Here is a 16,177-nt window from a genome sequence, read left to right on the forward strand (position 1 = left end):
GAAACATCGCTCGTCACCCGCCTGACCGAATCAGCCCTCTCCGTGAGACGCTCGAAAGGCCAATGGCCACCGTTCGTAAAATTCGGGCGCCTGGTTCGCTACGGGCTTGGCGATCTATTGACGCCGCCAGGCAAAGGTGGCGAACGATGATCGACCTCGTAAGCCATCCACCCGGCATCATGCAGGGCAGCGACCCGCCCCCATCTATCGCTATGCCCCGAACTACGGCCCTTACCGCCACGGTAACCAGCCCCACCCCCAGCCAAGCGGCTAGCGCCTAGCACTACTGAATGGTCGACCGCAGACGAAAGCCGCAAGTTCTTGGAAAACGTGTTGGTCTGGCCCCGGGAGCACGCTCGACGTTAGTTACCGCCACGGTAAACGAGGTCCTGATCATCAGTCGCCCACAGCGATTTAGGAAGTCGCAACGAGCTGTTCCTGACTGTGCACCGGCGGACGCTCGAACATCCGCAAGGACGTACGCGAGCGGTTTCGATCCGCATGATCATTAAGAACAGCGAGGTCAAAATGGTTCCTCTTGTACACACCATCCCGGAGGCATGCTCCGGCGCAAAGATAGGACGCACTGCCCTCTATGAAGCTATTCGCTCCGGAGCGCTGCGTGCAGTCAAGCGCGGAAGGCGCACACTGATCCTGGACCAGGATTTGCGGCAATGGGTTCGCTCGTTGCCTTCAGTTAAAGTGAGGGCAATGGACGACCCTGATAATCGCAGGGACGCAACATGATCGCCACCGAGTGCGACGGGGCTAGTCGTAGCAGGGGAATTGCGCGCACCGTAAAAGTAGCGGGTGATCTCCCGTCCGATTCGACAAATTTGGTTTCGGAGACCCGTCCGGGTGAGGCGGGGCAGTCCTGCGTGCACGGCGCCCTTGCGGATGATCAGCCCGTAGGGCTGGGCGCGCAGGCTGTCGTCGATGATGCGCCAGTAGGTCGGATTGGCGGTGTTCGCGATCAGGCCGGCGAGCAGGATGTCGTCCCGACAACAGAGCCGCTCGAACCGCCGCGGGAATCCGAACCCGAGGCGGAACGTCGTCCCTATCACCTTGACACGGGCTTTGCGGACGCCTTGGCTGAAGGCAATCCATGGTTTCCGAAGCTATTGCCGACCACTCGGAAGGAGGTAGTTGAATTTGCGGTACGACACATTGCGAATAATTCGTCCCTGTTTGAGTTGACCAAGAATGGTGGCGATCAAGGTACTTACCGGCGCCTGGTGGTGGCTATCGCTCGGAGTGGTGTAGTAGACGCCGAGGGCATCTTTGTTGACGCAGCTTCGAGCGCAAAGGAGGCCGATCCCGAAGACACTCTACGTCATTTTTTCCGAACCTGCGGCGGAGGGCACTCCGACCAGGATGGCATCACTGCGGGAACACTCATCAATAAGGCGCGCGAGGTGGGAGCGAATTTCAGCCGCTGGGAACGTGCAACAAAAGAAGATGGCTCGCCGGTTGGTTTTGCTCCCGGACATGAGCAGAAGTGCCGCGAACGCCTTGACCGCACGGTAGCTGCCGACGGTCGGACCTTCACTTTAGGCGATCCAAGCGGTCCACTCGTCATTCTTAGGAAGCCTGACCAGGACACGCTTCCCTCAGACACTCGCTGGGACGGAGACCTTCCGGCCACGACGATAGCGAAGGCTGCTGATGTTATGATGCGTGCCGAACGGCTTCAGTGGATGCAGCGCGCCGGCGGAAGGGGCGAAACGCGTATGGTCCGGACATTGCCGCCGCGAGCCTTCATCAATGACTATCTGGACCAGATGCGCGGCCAGTACGGTGCACCACCCCTACGTGGTATCGTGCGTGTGCCAAGAATTGACGATCGGGGCATAATTCACTTCACACCCGGCTTTGATCTAAAGACCGGGCTTTTCCACGACAAGGTCCCAGGATTTTACGTGCCTCTGGCACCGAAGCTCGATAGCGCCCGGAAAGCGGCCGAAGCGCTGCTCGTCCCGTTCTCCAAATACCAGTTTGAGGATGCTGCGGTCGGGCAGGCCCTGCTTCTAGCCGCAATCTTCACAGCGATAGAGCGGCCCTTTATCTCGACTGCACCGATGTTCGTAATCCGCAGTTCAATGCCTGGTACAGGCAAGGGGCTGATTGTAAACACGCTGACCTGTCTAGCCTTCGACACCAAGCCGGTCATCATCACGTGGGGTGGCAGTACGGAGGAATTTGAAAAACGCCTGGCCGCGCTTCTCCTCCAAACGCCGGCCACGCTCAGCATCGACAACGCGAATGGGATGCAGATCAAGGGCGATCTGCTCGAAAGCATCATCACAGAAGGAGCGGCAGATATCAGGCCACTCGGTCGCAGCGAAACGGTAAGAGTTCGCAACCGCTCCTTCCTCACGCTCACAGGCAACAACCCGATCATCACCGGCGATATGGCAAGGCGCGCACTCGCCATAAGCATTCTGCCCCAATCAAGCAATCCAGAGAGCGATCGCTTCGCGTTCAATCCCGTGACCTTTGTAAGTGAACGTCGCGCTGTTTTCTTGCGAGCCGCATTCACTGCTATGCGAGCGTTCCGCCTCGCTGGTATGCCGCAACATGGCCTCCCCGCGGCAGGGTCATTTGATGAATGGTCCCGCAACGTCCGCGACCTCGTATACTGGCTCACGGCTCACGACGTCGCAGATGCGTTCCGCCAGAACAAGGTGGAAGATCCCCGCCGACAAGGCGACGCCGCACTGCTTTCCGCTCTGTATCAGCATTTCGGCACGGCACCTTTCAGGGCGGCGGAAGCGATCGCTGTTCATAAGCGTGTTCTCGATCATCGACGATCGTCGCACACGTTCATCGCACCACCCTCGGCTGCGGAACAGGCACTCCACGAGGCTCTGGAGGAGGTGCTCGGCGCTCGAGACCTCACGGCAAAGGTTATGGGCTACTGGGCACGAAGAATGAAGGGCGTCCATACCGGAGGATACATCCTCGATACGCAGCAAAACACCGCGACGAACGCCAACGACATCACCGTCCGCGTCATATAAGCCGCGGCAGCGGCCGGGAAGGCCGGTAAGTCCGGGAAGTATCCACTCCTAGTATGAGGATCAAAAATGAGAGTATTGATACATAGCTTTCGGCAGAAACATTCCCGCCTTTCCCGGCCTTCCCGGCACGCTGCCGACGGCACGCGTGGCAGATCAGGCCACCTTAGCTACGTCGTTTCCGAACGAGCCGAACTAATTGCCCGCCAGAAGCGTCACAGATCGACCGCCGCAAGGGTGGCGGCTAGAACACCAGGAGGCGCCCATGTCCTTCCTTGAGAAAATGCGCGACGCCGCCAAACAGTTTGAGGCTCCTCCCGACCCGTGGCGGAAGCCCCTGGAAAACGCTCTCAAAGGCGTGGACGCTATGAGCACGGTTGCGCTCCTTGACCTCGTCGGAGCCCGCCGCACGACCCAGAACGCCCGTCGGCTGGCAGCGATTATGCGCGACCTGACATTCATCCCGATCCAATCGCGCCGGCTGATGCCTGGTGGCTTTCGCGACACCGTCACTCGCGGGTGGGCGCGGCCGATACGCGGCTCGGCTCAATCTTCAACAAGGTACAAAGGTGAGACGGCGGGCTGGGATCGGCCCTCGCCGACAAGAGAAGGAAGTACATGATGACCGGCTCGAACGTCGCAAAGTTGGTAGAAGAGCCAGGCGGAGACCTGGTATGGAGCTTAGGTGACCGGATTGTCGGGCGGGTCACGCGCAATGGCGCGTTGTGGGGCGTATCGTGGTCCCTCTCTACGAGGACGGAGCGACGGCTCACTGATCTATTCGGTTCATCCCATGCAGCATGTTTGGCGGCCGAAAGATGTTGGCCTGCAGAGGCATATTGCGGTTGGGTTGAGAGCCCTCAGGGTGGATTTTTCCGGCAGTTGGGGCGCTCGCGCATCTACGTCAGGCAAGCGGTCCCGGGCTGGTATGCAGTGCGTGACCGCAAACTCTTGGGCAGGGCGGGAAACGCCATCTGGTTCACAACCGCCAGCGACGCAATGGCCGCCGTCGAAATGGATTACTACACACCGTTCGACGCTGACCCGTTCCGCGACGTTCCCGAGCGATACACTTGGCTGACGATCGCCGGCCGGCGAGCCGCTTGAGGTCCCGGAAGTCGCGAGCGGGAATGGTCAGGTGCCTGCGTTGCACGGTATTTCAAACGTCGCTGCAGCCCCGCCGTGGAGCACAGCCGGTGCCATTGCTAGCTAGGGCGTGTACTCATAATTCCGCCGTGTCGGCTTTCCCGCTAAAGCCGGACATCGCCGGGTGACCACAGCATGTCGGTTTTGGGCCAATAACCGACATGGCCCCCTTCCATGCTGGCAACTATGTCGATAGCCTCTTCTGTAAGACGGCCAGCTGATGGGCGATCAACGCCTGCCAATCAAGTGAAGCGGCCCCGGACTCCATAAGCAGCGATCCCGGCCTGAAGGTATCAACTGATCTTCTTTCAAGTGCCAATTTCGAACGCGGAGCACTTATATGATCATCATCAACCTAACTGCTGACAATACCAGGAAGGCAAAGGCTCGCAGATTGGTTGCGTGCCCGATTGTCACGGTGCTGACCATTGCTGCCATGGCTACTCCGGCCTTCGCTGAGTCGCTTAAGGATAAGGTCATCGGCACCTGGATTTACGTTTCCAGCACTGCCAAGCGGGCTGATGGCAGCAGTGTGCCGCGCCCACAATTGCAGGGAGCAGTGACTTATACCGCGGATGGGTATTTCCACTTCATCACAGTGCCGGTTGATCTGCCCAAAATCGCGTCAGGCGACCGGCTAAAGCCCACTCCAGAAGAAGCCCAGGCTGTCGCCACTGGAGTGATCGCTTACACAGGGACTTACACCCTCGACGAAGGTACCAAGACTGTTCACCCGACTGTCGTAACGAGTACTTTTCCGAACATGGTTGCTTCGGATCAGAGTCGGATCATCACGTCGGTTACGGCCGACGAATTGCGATTGACGAATCCAGGTGGATCAGGCGGTTTGATCCTCGAACTGGTGTTCAAGCGCGCGAAATGAAAGCACCTGATCCATTATCAAGACGGCCCTACGGGGTCCCATCCCGAGCGTTCCCCTCCGCGGTTGTTAGGCACGGCCGGACTATAGATGCGAACAACTCACAGTGAGTACAACACGCCGGCTTGCCCTTCGAGAGGCGACTTAGTGTACGCACGCGACGACTTCGCCTTTGGGCCAGCCGACATCGGAGCGAAAGCGCACGTGAACCGGCAAGCGCTCTCTAAAGACCGTACTTGGCCTTTATCGTTTCCATTGTTCCGTTTGCATGCAGTTTCTTGAGCGCGGCCTCAACTTTTTCGTAGCTTTCGGAGGCGCCTTTCGGGAACGCCGCCACCACCGGACGCGACAGTGCCGGCTGGTAAGACCTCACGACCTGCAGGCCGGATAATTTATCCTGCTTCTCCATGTATCCTGCAATGATGCCGGAAAACATCGCAGCGTCAGCTTCTCCCGACGTGACAGCACTTAAAACGTCCGGGAGATTGTTGAACTCTCTGATGCTGACAATGCCACTGTTCTTGAGGTAATTTGCGTAAGCCGTGTCCTTGAGTGTGGCAAATCTCAAATTCCTGATGTCATCAAGATTGCGATACGGACGAACGTCCGTCTTCGGGACCACCAATGCTTCGGCCGTCGGCAGGATCGTAGTCGTCCGAAGGTATTTTTCCGAAGTGGTAGACGTCCACCCTGCAACGTCTACCTTGCCCTCATCCAAAGCCGCGAGCAGCGCTGACGGGTTCTTCACGTATACATAGGTGACACGTACGCCGGTGTCGTTCGCGATAGCAGTCCAGACATCTATGTCACGACCGCCCCCTTGATTGTTGTTTCGAACAACCCCGGGCTCCTCGTCCATAAGCCCTACACGCAATTCTTGTTGCGCACTTGCAACTGCAGCAGCAGAAAAAAAGAACGCCGCCAACAACAGTACAACCTTTGTAGTCCGCATCTCGACCGTCGCCTCATGTCACCCCGGAGCCGATGGACCAGCATCGTAACGGCAAAGCCCGTCCGTTGGAAGGCGTGGCGGATGTCCGGTCAAAAGCTGACCATAACACCCCGCTCGACCCTGGTCAGCTTCTCTCCTGACGGCGGACATGAGCGGCGCAACGCTGTGTTCCCTTGAGCTGGCTGTCCATCGATAGCCCGTGTTGCCCGCTCTGCAAGTGCGACACGATGATGATGTGCACGATGCCGAGGACTACGCTTGCGACGAGCAGGACGAGTTCGATGGTCATAGAAGACAGTATACCCTCAGCCGCGTGGATGTCTGCTGTGGGTCAAACTCGGAAGTCGGAACGCTCAAGCGTAACGTCCGCTTCACTTCCCGACACCGGACTTTCGATGGGCCAGCGCGGCACTTCCGAAAAGGGCCAACAGCGGACGCGGCCATCGATGGTCACTTTGCTCGCTTCCAGGTCACATCGACATTCTCGCCGCTCGGAGGGCGAATGGTCAGTGTGAGTTGATCCCTAGTGATCGTAACGAAGCGCTTCTGATCTGAACCGTTCCAATTGGGAAAGGAGCTACCTTCAACATGGATTGCGATGCTACGGTCTGCCTCGTTCACCCTGTACGTCCCGAAGTAGGTCTGGGTCCCATTAGCTGTTGTTTCATTTTCTTCCGGAGTACCCTGCCACAGCGCATTGCTTTTGTATTTGGCGCGGTCTGGGCGCATGACCGTGATGATGTACCGCCCGCTTGCGTCAAAAATGGCCATACCCGCTGGGTTCTCTCCGAATTGCCGCAAGGTAGTGCCATCGTTTTTCTTCTGCTCCCACGACGCCACGATCCATGTCCCGACGAGGCCTTCTTTCGTCGATGGTTCCTGACCAGCGGCGCTATTCGCATGCAAGGACAGTCCGAAAGCCGCAGCCATGCACGTTCCAAGAACTCTACGGTGCTTCCTCATGTCTCCTCCGCCCTTTCAAGTCGCCAGATTACAGGAAATCTAGGCTTGTGAGGGACTGATTTCCGCTTAGGGTCAAGCGCGACCGGTCGTTTGCCGGTAAGCCTGAGGCTGGGTCCGCCTTTGCCCGAGAACGGACCTGGTTTCGATGCTTAATTTGACGGCTCATTCTTATCGACTCTGTAACGAAGCCGAGGAGTATGGCCATGCAGGATTCAGTAAATACGGCTCAGCGGGTACCATGGAATAAGGGAAAGCTGACGGGCGCAAAGCCACCGCTGCGTCCCAAACATGTCTGGTCGATCCGAACGAAACTCCAGATCGAAGGCCGCACACGCGACCTAGCGCTGTTCAATTTGGCGATCGACAGCAAGCTTCGCGGCTGCGATGTCGTAGCCCTCCGGGTCGAAGATATCGCCGCCGGCGGATACACAGCCGATCGGGCAACCGTCCGGCAAAAGAAAACCGGACGGCCGGTGAGATTTGAACTGAGCGAGCAGACCCGCCAGGCCGTCGACGACTATCTGAGGTTCTCCGGAAAGCGGCAGGGCGAGTTTTTTGTTCACCGGCCGTCGCGGACCCCACCGCAGCATAACAACGCGCCGATATGCTCGGCTCGTGTCTGAGTGGATCGGGAGCGTGGGGCTGGACCCGAGGCTGTTCGGGACGCATTCATTGCGGCGAACAAAAGCGACCTTAATCTATCGGCGAACGGGCAATCTGAGAGCCGTCCAACTCTTACTTGGGCATACCAAGATCGAGTGCAGCGCGCCGACACGGCGGTGGGATACTGCTGCAATCATTGCGAATAGCTTCCTGCAGGCTCAGCCGGCGCGCGGTCAAGGTGACGCATCGTCCACCCAGACTGATTATCGCGAAGGAGCGGCCGTCACCTCGGTCCAAGCCGTCCGCCAATGCCGCGGAACAGCAAACCAGCGGGAAGAATAAAAGCACCTCATGCGATAGGCAATTTCGGATTCGCCTTTAGGCAGGGCGACGAGAGCCCAAGTTTCGATATCGCGATCGGCGAGCGGCAGATCGTGCACAGAAAACTCGAACATGCATTGTCGGGAGCCGACGCCGATGGCGGCGATGAACGGTGTCATCAGCTTCAAGGATAAGGCGAGCTTGAACCCTCCTTGGAGGCCGACAGACGACGAAAGGGATGCCGAACCGGAAATAGGCTTTAGCGCCAGATCGGCAGGAAGCGGCAAGGCAACCTCCAGCGCTCCGCTCTCACTCAGAATTGCCTTGGCGGAAGCTTCAACATTGAGATTGGCGGAAAGACGCTCCACGTACTCCGGTGCTGGCAGCAAGCCTAGAATGGAGAACGTCTGATCGGTATCAACATATTCGATCTCGCAGCCGGCCTTGATGATTTTCGATGAACCGACCACACGCCGGATTGAGAAGCGATGCGGGACAAGCCAGAGGTCAAATCGTTTGAAAATCTTGGCGGCCGTGGAGACGTTGGCGGCGCTCATCATGTCCCGGATCGACAAGGAGATAGGTCGGTCATGGATCTGCGCGCGGAATTCCGGCGAAGGAGCGGTTCCCGGCTCCACCTGTGGCACGGAGGGGCCTAGATGCGCGTCACCTTCGATTTCCAGGGCGTCGGACTCGTTGACGGGCTCAAATGGCAGGTCAAGCATTCAGGACACGCTCCAGATTCCAGTTAGCCCTTGCGCGGCAGTAAGGCCTCTGAGGAAATCGACCAATTTCTGTTTCGACTTCTCCTTAACGGTCTTGGCCATGGATTCGATCATCTGAGAGACATTTTCAGCGGGGATCGTACCCTCATAGACAAAGGCGGCCTTGGCACCGTATTGCCCAGTGATCTTTTCGGCAATGCGGCGTGTTACTGGGGTTTCGCAGGAATTGACAATGACATAGCTGTTCTTGAAAGAACCGGCGCCGCCCAGTGCATCAACGAACTTCGCAAACTCCTCGTCCGAATGCGCCGTGATCAGTATGACGTTCTTTTCCTTGTTATCGCCTTGAACTCCCTTCTGGATCGGTATGCCCGCCTGAATTAGCGAACTGCGGATGTTCTGCACGATTTTGTAATCGGTAACCTTGAACGAAGTGTCCGCGATGATCGCTACATAGTCGTTCGCATCGCCGACAAGATGGGCGCCAAGATTGCTGACGATCGATTTGGTTTGATCCGATAAAGAGTCCCGATAGACCTGCTTCTTTGGAAGAGCGCGTTGAAGCCCAAAACTGAACTGATCGGCAGACGCGCGAAACTCGTTATCATTGTCGGCGGACATAAATGGATTGGAATATTCGACGAGCGCCGCCTCCTTCAACTGATCAATAAAGGGGCTCATGGGATGGTCGGCGGGAAGCGTTCCGGTTCCTCCAAGCGCCTTCATCTCCGCGGATTGAAGCGTAAAACGCTGCATTGCGGCTGCTGGATCGCCGGTCTTGTCGCCTCCCGGCTTGGCAAAGGAAATACTGTAGCTATCGCCATCCTTCTGGATGTCGAAGAGTGCCATCTCGCTGCTGGAATATTCGACGAGACGGCTATCGACGAAGCGGCGATAGGCAGCCTTAGCTTCGCTGGCGGCGAGGATGCCGGCGCTCAGAATATCGGCGTTGGCATAAGACCCTAATCCACCGCTGGCCGGGGAATTTCTACCGGGAGCGAGGAGCATTGGCCGTTCGGGGCCGTTAGGTGACGCAGCCGATTTGTTGTCATTGGCCGGGGGCGGCGGCTCGCCTCCACCTCCAAATGAAATCTGGAATGTGTTGGATCGCTTGCCGCGAAACACGACAAAGCCTTGAGCCTGCCCGCCGTCCCTTTGAATCCAAGATGCCTTGATGGCGGCTCGCGGGAGGACTCCGAGAGCGCCACTCATCGCCGCGGTGGCCAGGCCCGCTGCACTTTCAAGAATGTCGTTGTCGTCGTCTTCACCAATAAAGAACCCGAGCTTTATCGTCGACAAAAGCTCGTCACGGATGTCGAGATATCTGACGATCGAGAGAAACTTGTCGGCGTCGGTGCTTGCGCCAGTAATGCGCCCGAGCCTTGCGTACAAAAAGATGGCGTTCGCATTGGTTTCATCGGTGAGATAAGTGCCGCTGGTTTCGGCAAGGTCGAGCTGGTGAAAGCTTGGGGATAGATGGAACTTTTGGATCGCGGACTCGGCTGCACTGGCTGTCTCTGCGTACTTCCCATTGCGATACATGGCGCGCAGATAGAATGCATAGGCGAAAAGCTGCATCGTCCGCTGGGATGTGCCTGCTTTGCGCTGCCTGATGTATTTCTGCTTACCCTTTTCATCGCCCGCCTGCACGAGAGGCTGACGAAACAACGAGCGGGTCTGATAATCGGCTTCCCACTCGTCATAAGAGGCAAGCGTTGCTTTCCAGTCGCTTTCACTTGCGTCGGCTGCTTCGTTAGCGCTTCCGGCTAACGGAACGGATATATTACATACACGTGTGTTTTCGATGCGCTTTACTTCAGCCTTATCCTTGATGTCTCGTATTTGCTTCCAAAGAGGCGATAAGCCAACAAGACCGAAGTCCTGCAGGCCCTGCGCACAAGCCGCCGCCGCAGAAAACATGGCTGCGACGCTTACCGCAATAGCGATTAACGCCAAACGTTCGCGCTGCATGTTATCACCCCTCTGCTCCCTCGGGAATAGGGATCCTTCGAGATTGCCATTAAGCGAATCACGGAGCAGCACCGTTCCGAGGAATTTCCCACTACAGGTTAAACGTAATACCTCTGGGTGGATGTGATATACTTCACAACTCGGCGGAATTGAAGGAAACGAAGCGGGCCAGCCATAGTCTAGTAGTCCCCATGGAGCCAAGAGGTCGCTCAGTCGGAAGGCCAGAAGGTCACATCCAGTCCTGAGGTTGTGCAGGTCCACGCCTGCATCACCGTTGCATAGGCCCATGCGCAGGCGATTGGATGACAAACGAAATTATACGCCAATCCTACTACCCGTCACCGCAATCCTGACGCCGCAGTACTTGATCTGGGCGCTCGAAAATATTGAAAGGCTGGCAACCCGAAAGCTGCCGATTACGCTCGGTCTGCGATAAAAGCGTTGCGTCAAGCACCTCTATCAAGCGCGAAGAGCGCCCACGCTATTCTGAAATGTCTGCTATGGGTCAAAAAGCACCGTTTTGCCGGTCTGCCGTTGCCTTCTGGTCTACCCCGACGAACAGACATTCTCGGGGTTCGTCCGCATGTCGCAGTCGGGCCAACTTCGGAAGTGGCGGGCGTTCCGCATCGGGAGCGGCTCAAGATCGGAGATCCGCCGTAATCCTTGCATGATTTGCGGCGACACTTTGCGGCGTAAAGGCCGTTCCCCAATGGAGATCAAAAATGATCTTCATGTTGTTTGCCGTGGCCATTGCCGCCCTATTTTTTGTCGGCTCACTCATCGCGCTACGTTTGGGTCAGCACCTCGGCTTGCGGCATCGCAAGCGGATCGGCGACGAGAGCATCGGAGGGTTAGCGACCGTTGAGGGCGCGATATTCGGCTTGATGGGTCTGCTGCTGGCATTCACCATTTCTGGTGCGCTGCAACGCTTCGATGACCGCCGACAGTTGGTCATTCAGGAAGCGACGGCGGCCACCATGACATATGACCGACTAAGCCTTTTCGGCGGAGACGAGGCGCGCAGGCTCCAGAGCAGCCTCAAAGAATACGTCCGCGCTCGGGTCGAACTCTATCGAATGGCGCATGATTTCTTGCTGGTCCAGCGCGCGGAAGATTTTTCGGATCAGCAAGAAAAGAAGCTGCTTGAACTCAAGAACCAGTTATGGGACGCGGCAGTGGCGGCTTGCCCGCAACCGAACTACCGTCCTGCATGTGCTCTATCGCTCCCGGCGCTGAATAGCCTCTTCGAGGTTGCGCGTCTGCGTGCGGGTGCCGCCGAAAAACATCCGCCACAGATCATCTACTTTATGCTGTTTGGCCTTGGTCTGGGCTGCTCACTGCTCGCCGGGTTCGGCATGGCCGCGAGCGCAGGGCACAGCTGGATACACATGCTGCTCTTTGCAGGAACCCTGACCGTCGCGCTCTACACCGTGACCGATATGGAATACCCGCGTCTCGGCCTCATTCGGATCGAGAACTTCGATCATTTCCTCGTCGACGCCTACGACGAAATGCGGTGAGCGGCGCGTCATATCCGATTTGGGTCCACAAGCGGCGGTATGGACGAGCACGGACCGGCGTCCACTCTGCCCCTATCAGCGGACATGACAAGGGCTTCGCCGGTGTTCGGCTTAGGGCCAGAAGCAGACAGAACATAGACGGCCCTATCTGGTTATGTTAGCAGCGCGAACGACCTTCGCGTACTTTTCCGTCTCGCTGGCTATGAACGCGGCAAAATCGGCTGCTGAGCCAGGCATTGCAGTTCCCTCGAGTTCTGCAAGCTGCGCCATGATCTTCGGAGCAGCGAGCCCGGCATTAATTTCGGTGTTGAGCATGGCGATGATGCCCGTTGGCGTATTGCGTGGAGCGCCGACGCCGAACCACGAGCCCGCCTCATAGCCAGGCACAAAATTACCCATTAGCGGGACATCAGGCAGCGCCAATGACGGCGTTGTCGCGGTAATTGCCAAGGCAATGAGCTTGCCGCTCCTAATGTGCCCGATCGAAGACGGGATCGGATCGAACATCACGTGCGCCTGCCCGCCCAGGAGATCGGCCAATGCAGGAGCTGATCCTGAGTACGGTACAAGTGTTAGATCGATACCTGCCATCAGTTTGAACAGCTCGATGGCGACATGCTGCGGAGTGCCCTTGCCGGCATACGCCACCTTCAGCTTTCCAGGATTACCCCTGACGTAGGACAGGAATTCGGCGACCGACCTTGCGGGCACGGATGGATTGATCACCACCACAAGGGGGACGCGATAGAGACCTGCAACCGCCACAATATCGCGCGTGAAATTGAAATCGAGTGTTCCCTCGAACAGGGTGGCGTTGATCGTATTGACCGGACCACACAGAAGAAGCGTGTGGCCATCGGCGACCTCCTTCACGACCTTGGCGGTGGCGATATTGCCGCTCCCGCCCGGAAGGTTCTCAACGACAAACGGCTGACCGAGCCGCTCCGACAGCCAAGGACTAATGAGGCGCGCAGCGATGTCGATGGCCCCTCCCTGCGGGAATCCGGCGATGATGCGTACGGGCTTTGTGGGATACGCCTGCGCTAACGCAGTCCTCGGTAGGAATTGCGCCGCGACCGCTCCTGCTGCCAACTGCAAAAATCTTCGACGAACGACTTCCATCGCACCCTCCGTTGCCTAAGCGAACTAGATGCAAAGTCGGCCCAGCTCCGGCATAGCGCGTCGGGTACGATTGAGCCATTATATGAAAGCAGCAAAGTTGATATGCTTTTTGGTATGGCAATGGACCTGAAGCGCCTTCGGTATTTCGTCGCCGTCGCTGAAGAGGGGCACGTCACACGGGCCGCCGAGAAGGTCGGCATGCAACAGCCGGCGCTTAGCCTGCAGATTAAGGCCCTCGAACGGGAGCTTGATGTGCAGCTCTTTCGGCGCATACCTCGCGGCGTGGAGTTGACCAGCGCAGGTGAAGCCCTTCTCGCAGATGCCAAAGCATTGCTGGCTCATCGTGATCGCGCGGTGGAGACGACTCGGCGCGCCGCACGCGGCGCGCAGGGCCGGTTGTGGGTGGGGATGACACCGACGGCTCCGTTCCACCCGTTAGTGCCTCGTGCCATTCGCGCCTATCGACAAAGCTTTCCGCTGGTGTCGCTAGCCTTGGAGGAAGCGCTGAGCAACGAGTTGATCGAACGGTTCGCCAAAGATCAGATGGACGTGGCGTTTTTTGTGCGCTCATCCAGCGTCCATGTTGAGACGCTGGTGGTGAGTACGCTGCTGGAAGAGCCAATGATCGCGGCCCTGCCTAGTCTCCACCCGATGGCACAGAATCGCCGAAGCCCGACCGTTCACCTCAGGGATCTAGCCAGCGATCCCTTCATTCTCATTGGGCCGCCGGGAACTAGCATCCACGATGAGACGGTTGCAGCTTGCCGGGCAGCCGGCTTCAACACCCGCGTCGGCCAGCAGGCTCCTAGGATTACGTCTACGCTCGGCCTAGTGGCCGGCGGGATGGGCGTCGCGCTCGTTCCTGGCTTTATGCAGAACATGAGAATGGATGGCGTCGTTTATCGTCGTTTGAAGGGACCACAACCGAAAGTCTTTTTGGGATTGGCATCGCGCCGAGGTGACCCATCGCCGGTCGTTCGCCAGTTCCTGAGCCTCGTCAAAAGGGTGGCAAAAAAATACTCCGGCCATCGCGACTTCACCGCCGGTTAGGGTCACACGCCGACCACGACGCCCCGCTCGACCTTGGTCGGCTTCCCTCCCGAAAGCGGGTATTGCGGCAGTCGCAGCAAAGGTCGGCTAAGGGCCAAGGTCGGACTCAGGGGCTACTATGATGGGCTGTCCGAGTCTACCGGAACCGTGAAGTGAAAAATGGCGCCGCGGCCTTTATCTGCGGTCACCCATACTTGTCCTTCATGCGCCTCGATGATCGACCGGCAGATTGACAGCCCCAAGCCCATGCCGTCCGCTTTGGTCGTGAACATCGGGTTGAATATCCGATCCACGGCGCCGCCAGGCTCTAGACCTTCCCCCGTGTCTTCTACCGATACCATCACGTAGCTGGAGTGATGGACTTCAGACCTTATGGATAGGACCCGCTCCCCATTCTTCGTGGCCATGGAGTCAATTGCGTTCGTAATCAAATTCACCAGCACCTGCTGGAGCTGAACTTGTTCGCCTCTTATCCGCGGCAGCCGTTTGTTAACGTCGGCTTGAACGGCGATCCGATGTCTCCGCAATTGGTCACGGACGACGGCCAGAGCTTCCTGGATGACATCGTCGATATCGAGCGAAGTCCGAGTCCGTCCACCCGTCTTGAAATGCACCCGGATATTTTCGATCACGGCGTCCGCACGGTGTCCGGTGGTCACGACGCGCCGAAATGCATTCCTGGCACTATCGAGGTCAGGTTCGACACGATCAAGCCAGTGCAATCCCGCGTTGGCACTGGCTATGATCGCCGTTAATGGCTGTTTGATTTCGTGGGCAATTGAAGCCGAGACGGCGTCACCGGTCATCAGCCGCGCCTCACGTTCGCGACGTTGCGCCAGGACCGCGCCGAGCAGCTGCGCGTGAAGCGTCGTTATCTCATACAGCAGGACAAATAGTACAAGAATGCTGGACACGAACCCGAAGACCCGGCCAGCATACCAGCCGGCGCTGAACCGGGCAAAACCGGGAAACGAGACCAGATAGATCTCAATTGCATACGCGCAAACAACCACCATCAGCCACAGATCGAGCACCGAACGCTGGTGCATCCAGAGCAAAGTGAGCGCAACTGCGTTCCACAGGATTAGACAACTGGCAATATAAAGCGCGAGGGTAGAAAAATGGACCGGGTCGAGCATGATGCGGGGCAAGTATGCCTCACCCACTGTGACAAGAACTGTCACGGCACACACAACGGCTGACGTCATCGCAACACTCGAAAGAATCGTCGCGCCCACTGAGCCCTCCCACAATCGCTTGGGCGGATCGGCAACCTTCAAAAAGGTATATGCGATGACGAACGTAGGAAAACCGGCGTACCTCAGAGCGTTGAGCCAATCCGTGCTCTGTAGCCCCGCGCCAAGCAGGCCACCTGGCGCGAACGCCCCTGGAAAGACCAGCATCCATGGGACAAGCATGAGCCCCGTGAAGAGATACCCGATTGAGATTGCGAGGAGGGCACTCGAACGCAGGGTGGCGAACTGGTTGAACAGCAGGACCGCGGTGATCATGTCATTCACGAACATCGCCGTGCCGTAGGCCGGGACGAAGCTATCGATCCGCGCCAGCTGGACGTTCGAGAGCGCCCCTGCCAAGATTAAGACGGCGCCCAGGAAAGCGAGCATGACCGCAAGGGCAAGCCGTTTCTGCGCCCGGCCGGGCGGTAAGGTCGCAAGGGCGAAAGACTGATCCTCCGGGATAGTGACGGCGGGCTTCATCATCGGAGCGAATCTCCCCAGCGGCTGGAACGCGCGGCACGAAGCTGCCCTGAGTTTCGTCTGGACGGAGCGTATGTTTTCGAGACGATGTTTTCAACTTGCCGAAGACGCGCTTGCAGGGTTTCAGTGGCCTGCTGCTAGTCCTGACCGGGCGGCACTTAAAGGTCCGCTTCGGGTCTTGGCTGTGTA

General features: G+C 57.9%; 15 protein-coding genes. 7 read left to right on the forward strand and 8 right to left on the reverse strand.

Translation table 11 applies throughout. The features are described 5' to 3' along the window. Positions 1–528: 528 nt before the first annotated feature. The 4 genes from CI41S_RS24610 (at position 529) to CI41S_RS24630 (ending at position 5,046) form a co-directional block, all read left to right on the forward strand. Entirely contained in the window at positions 529–747 is a 219-nt protein-coding gene (locus CI41S_RS24610; RefSeq protein WP_139862157.1) for a helix-turn-helix domain-containing protein, read from the forward strand. Next, a complete protein-coding gene (locus CI41S_RS24620; RefSeq protein ID WP_172628169.1) occupies positions 744–3,020 on the forward strand; it encodes a hypothetical protein in 2,277 nt (758 codons plus the stop codon). The genes CI41S_RS24610 and CI41S_RS24620 overlap by 4 nt, the downstream gene beginning before the upstream one ends. Positions 3,021–3,282: 262 nt before the next feature. Beyond that, positions 3,283–3,639, forward strand: coding sequence for a hypothetical protein (locus CI41S_RS24625; protein ID WP_139861928.1), 357 nt, complete (start codon positions 3,283–3,285; stop codon positions 3,637–3,639). An 864-nt stretch (positions 3,640–4,503) separates the two neighbouring features. Further along, positions 4,504–5,046 (forward strand): lipocalin-like domain-containing protein, encoded by a 543-nt coding sequence (locus CI41S_RS24630; RefSeq protein WP_139861929.1) that lies wholly within the window; start codon positions 4,504–4,506, stop codon positions 5,044–5,046. A 220-nt stretch (positions 5,047–5,266) separates the two neighbouring features. On the opposite strand, the gene CI41S_RS24635 is transcribed toward CI41S_RS24630, so the two are convergent. The 4 genes from CI41S_RS24635 to CI41S_RS45190 all read right to left on the reverse strand — a co-directional run bounded on the left by CI41S_RS24635 (position 5,267) and on the right by CI41S_RS45190 (position 7,521). Beyond that, positions 5,267–5,995 carry a substrate-binding periplasmic protein gene (locus tag CI41S_RS24635; protein ID WP_139861930.1) on the reverse strand — a complete coding sequence of 243 codons (729 nt, stop codon included), beginning with the start codon at positions 5,993–5,995 and terminating at the stop codon, positions 5,267–5,269. A 124-nt stretch (positions 5,996–6,119) separates the two neighbouring features. Beyond that, positions 6,120–6,284: a hypothetical protein gene (locus CI41S_RS43655; RefSeq protein WP_172628170.1), complete on the reverse strand. Its 165-nt coding sequence runs from the start codon at positions 6,282–6,284 to the stop codon at positions 6,120–6,122. Between the two features lie 161 nt (positions 6,285–6,445). Beyond that, complete coding sequence (locus tag CI41S_RS24640; RefSeq protein WP_172628171.1) at positions 6,446–6,925, reverse strand: lipocalin-like domain-containing protein; 480 nt, start codon at positions 6,923–6,925, stop codon at positions 6,446–6,448. 371 nt (positions 6,926–7,296) lie between these two features. Continuing rightward, on the reverse strand, positions 7,297–7,521 hold the full coding sequence (locus tag CI41S_RS45190; protein ID WP_347339267.1) for a hypothetical protein: 225 nt from the start codon (positions 7,519–7,521) through the stop codon (positions 7,297–7,299). On the opposite strand from CI41S_RS45190, the gene CI41S_RS45195 reads away from it, so the two are divergent. Next, on the forward strand, positions 7,514–7,903 hold the full coding sequence (locus tag CI41S_RS45195; RefSeq protein WP_347339268.1) for a tyrosine-type recombinase/integrase: 390 nt from the start codon (positions 7,514–7,516) through the stop codon (positions 7,901–7,903). The genes CI41S_RS45190 and CI41S_RS45195 overlap by 8 nt on opposite strands. On the opposite strand, the gene CI41S_RS24650 is transcribed toward CI41S_RS45195, so the two are convergent. Both CI41S_RS24650 and CI41S_RS24655 read right to left on the reverse strand, forming a co-directional pair. Beyond that, a complete protein-coding gene (locus CI41S_RS24650) occupies positions 7,825–8,607 on the reverse strand; it encodes a hypothetical protein (protein WP_139861932.1) in 783 nt (260 codons plus the stop codon). The genes CI41S_RS45195 and CI41S_RS24650 overlap by 79 nt on opposite strands. After that, positions 8,608–10,578, reverse strand: coding sequence for a hypothetical protein (locus CI41S_RS24655; RefSeq protein ID WP_139861933.1), 1,971 nt, complete (start codon positions 10,576–10,578; stop codon positions 8,608–8,610). A gap of 722 nt (positions 10,579–11,300) precedes the next feature. On the opposite strand from CI41S_RS24655, the gene CI41S_RS24660 reads away from it, so the two are divergent. Beyond that, positions 11,301–12,098: a bestrophin-like domain gene (locus CI41S_RS24660; protein WP_139861934.1), complete on the forward strand. Its 798-nt coding sequence runs from the start codon at positions 11,301–11,303 to the stop codon at positions 12,096–12,098. A gap of 144 nt (positions 12,099–12,242) precedes the next feature. On the opposite strand, the gene CI41S_RS24665 is transcribed toward CI41S_RS24660, so the two are convergent. After that, positions 12,243–13,220 (reverse strand): Bug family tripartite tricarboxylate transporter substrate binding protein, encoded by a 978-nt coding sequence (locus CI41S_RS24665; protein WP_139861935.1) that lies wholly within the window; start codon positions 13,218–13,220, stop codon positions 12,243–12,245. A 120-nt stretch (positions 13,221–13,340) separates the two neighbouring features. Here CI41S_RS24665 and CI41S_RS24670 point away from each other — a divergent pair, with 120 nt between their 5' ends. After that, positions 13,341–14,270 carry a LysR family transcriptional regulator gene (locus CI41S_RS24670; RefSeq protein ID WP_172628172.1) on the forward strand — a complete coding sequence of 310 codons (930 nt, stop codon included), beginning with the start codon at positions 13,341–13,343 and terminating at the stop codon, positions 14,268–14,270. 116 nt (positions 14,271–14,386) lie between these two features. Here CI41S_RS24670 and CI41S_RS24675 read toward each other — a convergent pair whose 3' ends face one another. Further along, positions 14,387–15,991, reverse strand: a complete 1,605-nt coding sequence (locus CI41S_RS24675) for an MASE4 domain-containing protein (RefSeq protein WP_244626683.1) — start codon at positions 15,989–15,991, stop codon at positions 14,387–14,389. Between the last annotated feature and the right edge of the window lie 186 nt (positions 15,992–16,177).

It is taken from the genome of Bradyrhizobium ivorense, assembly GCF_900696085.1.
Lineage (GTDB): Bacteria > Pseudomonadota > Alphaproteobacteria > Rhizobiales > Xanthobacteraceae > Bradyrhizobium > Bradyrhizobium ivorense.

What these genes read in the sequence shown, in the direction of transcription:
- CI41S_RS24625 (WP_139861928.1), top strand. Translation starts at nt 3,283, where the DNA reads ATGTCCTTCCTTGAGAAAATGCGCGACGCCGCCAAACAGTTTGAGGCT.
- CI41S_RS24650 (WP_139861932.1), bottom strand. Translation starts at nt 8,607, where the DNA reads ATGCTTGACCTGCCATTTGAGCCCGTCAACGAGTCCGACGCCCTGGAA.
- CI41S_RS24635 (WP_139861930.1), bottom strand. Translation starts at nt 5,995, where the DNA reads ATGCGGACTACAAAGGTTGTACTGTTGTTGGCGGCGTTCTTTTTTTCT.
- CI41S_RS24670 (WP_172628172.1), top strand. Translation starts at nt 13,341, where the DNA reads ATGGACCTGAAGCGCCTTCGGTATTTCGTCGCCGTCGCTGAAGAGGGG.
- CI41S_RS24660 (WP_139861934.1), top strand. Translation starts at nt 11,301, where the DNA reads ATGATCTTCATGTTGTTTGCCGTGGCCATTGCCGCCCTATTTTTTGTC.
- CI41S_RS24675 (WP_244626683.1), bottom strand. Translation starts at nt 15,991, where the DNA reads ATGATGAAGCCCGCCGTCACTATCCCGGAGGATCAGTCTTTCGCCCTT.
- CI41S_RS24610 (WP_139862157.1), top strand. Translation starts at nt 529, where the DNA reads ATGGTTCCTCTTGTACACACCATCCCGGAGGCATGCTCCGGCGCAAAG.
- CI41S_RS43655 (WP_172628170.1), bottom strand. Translation starts at nt 6,284, where the DNA reads ATGACCATCGAACTCGTCCTGCTCGTCGCAAGCGTAGTCCTCGGCATC.
- CI41S_RS24620 (WP_172628169.1), top strand. Translation starts at nt 744, where the DNA reads ATGATCGCCACCGAGTGCGACGGGGCTAGTCGTAGCAGGGGAATTGCG.
- CI41S_RS24640 (WP_172628171.1), bottom strand. Translation starts at nt 6,925, where the DNA reads ATGGCTGCGGCTTTCGGACTGTCCTTGCATGCGAATAGCGCCGCTGGT.
- CI41S_RS24665 (WP_139861935.1), bottom strand. Translation starts at nt 13,220, where the DNA reads ATGGAAGTCGTTCGTCGAAGATTTTTGCAGTTGGCAGCAGGAGCGGTC.
- CI41S_RS24655 (WP_139861933.1), bottom strand. Translation starts at nt 10,578, where the DNA reads ATGCAGCGCGAACGTTTGGCGTTAATCGCTATTGCGGTAAGCGTCGCA.
- CI41S_RS24630 (WP_139861929.1), top strand. Translation starts at nt 4,504, where the DNA reads ATGATCATCATCAACCTAACTGCTGACAATACCAGGAAGGCAAAGGCT.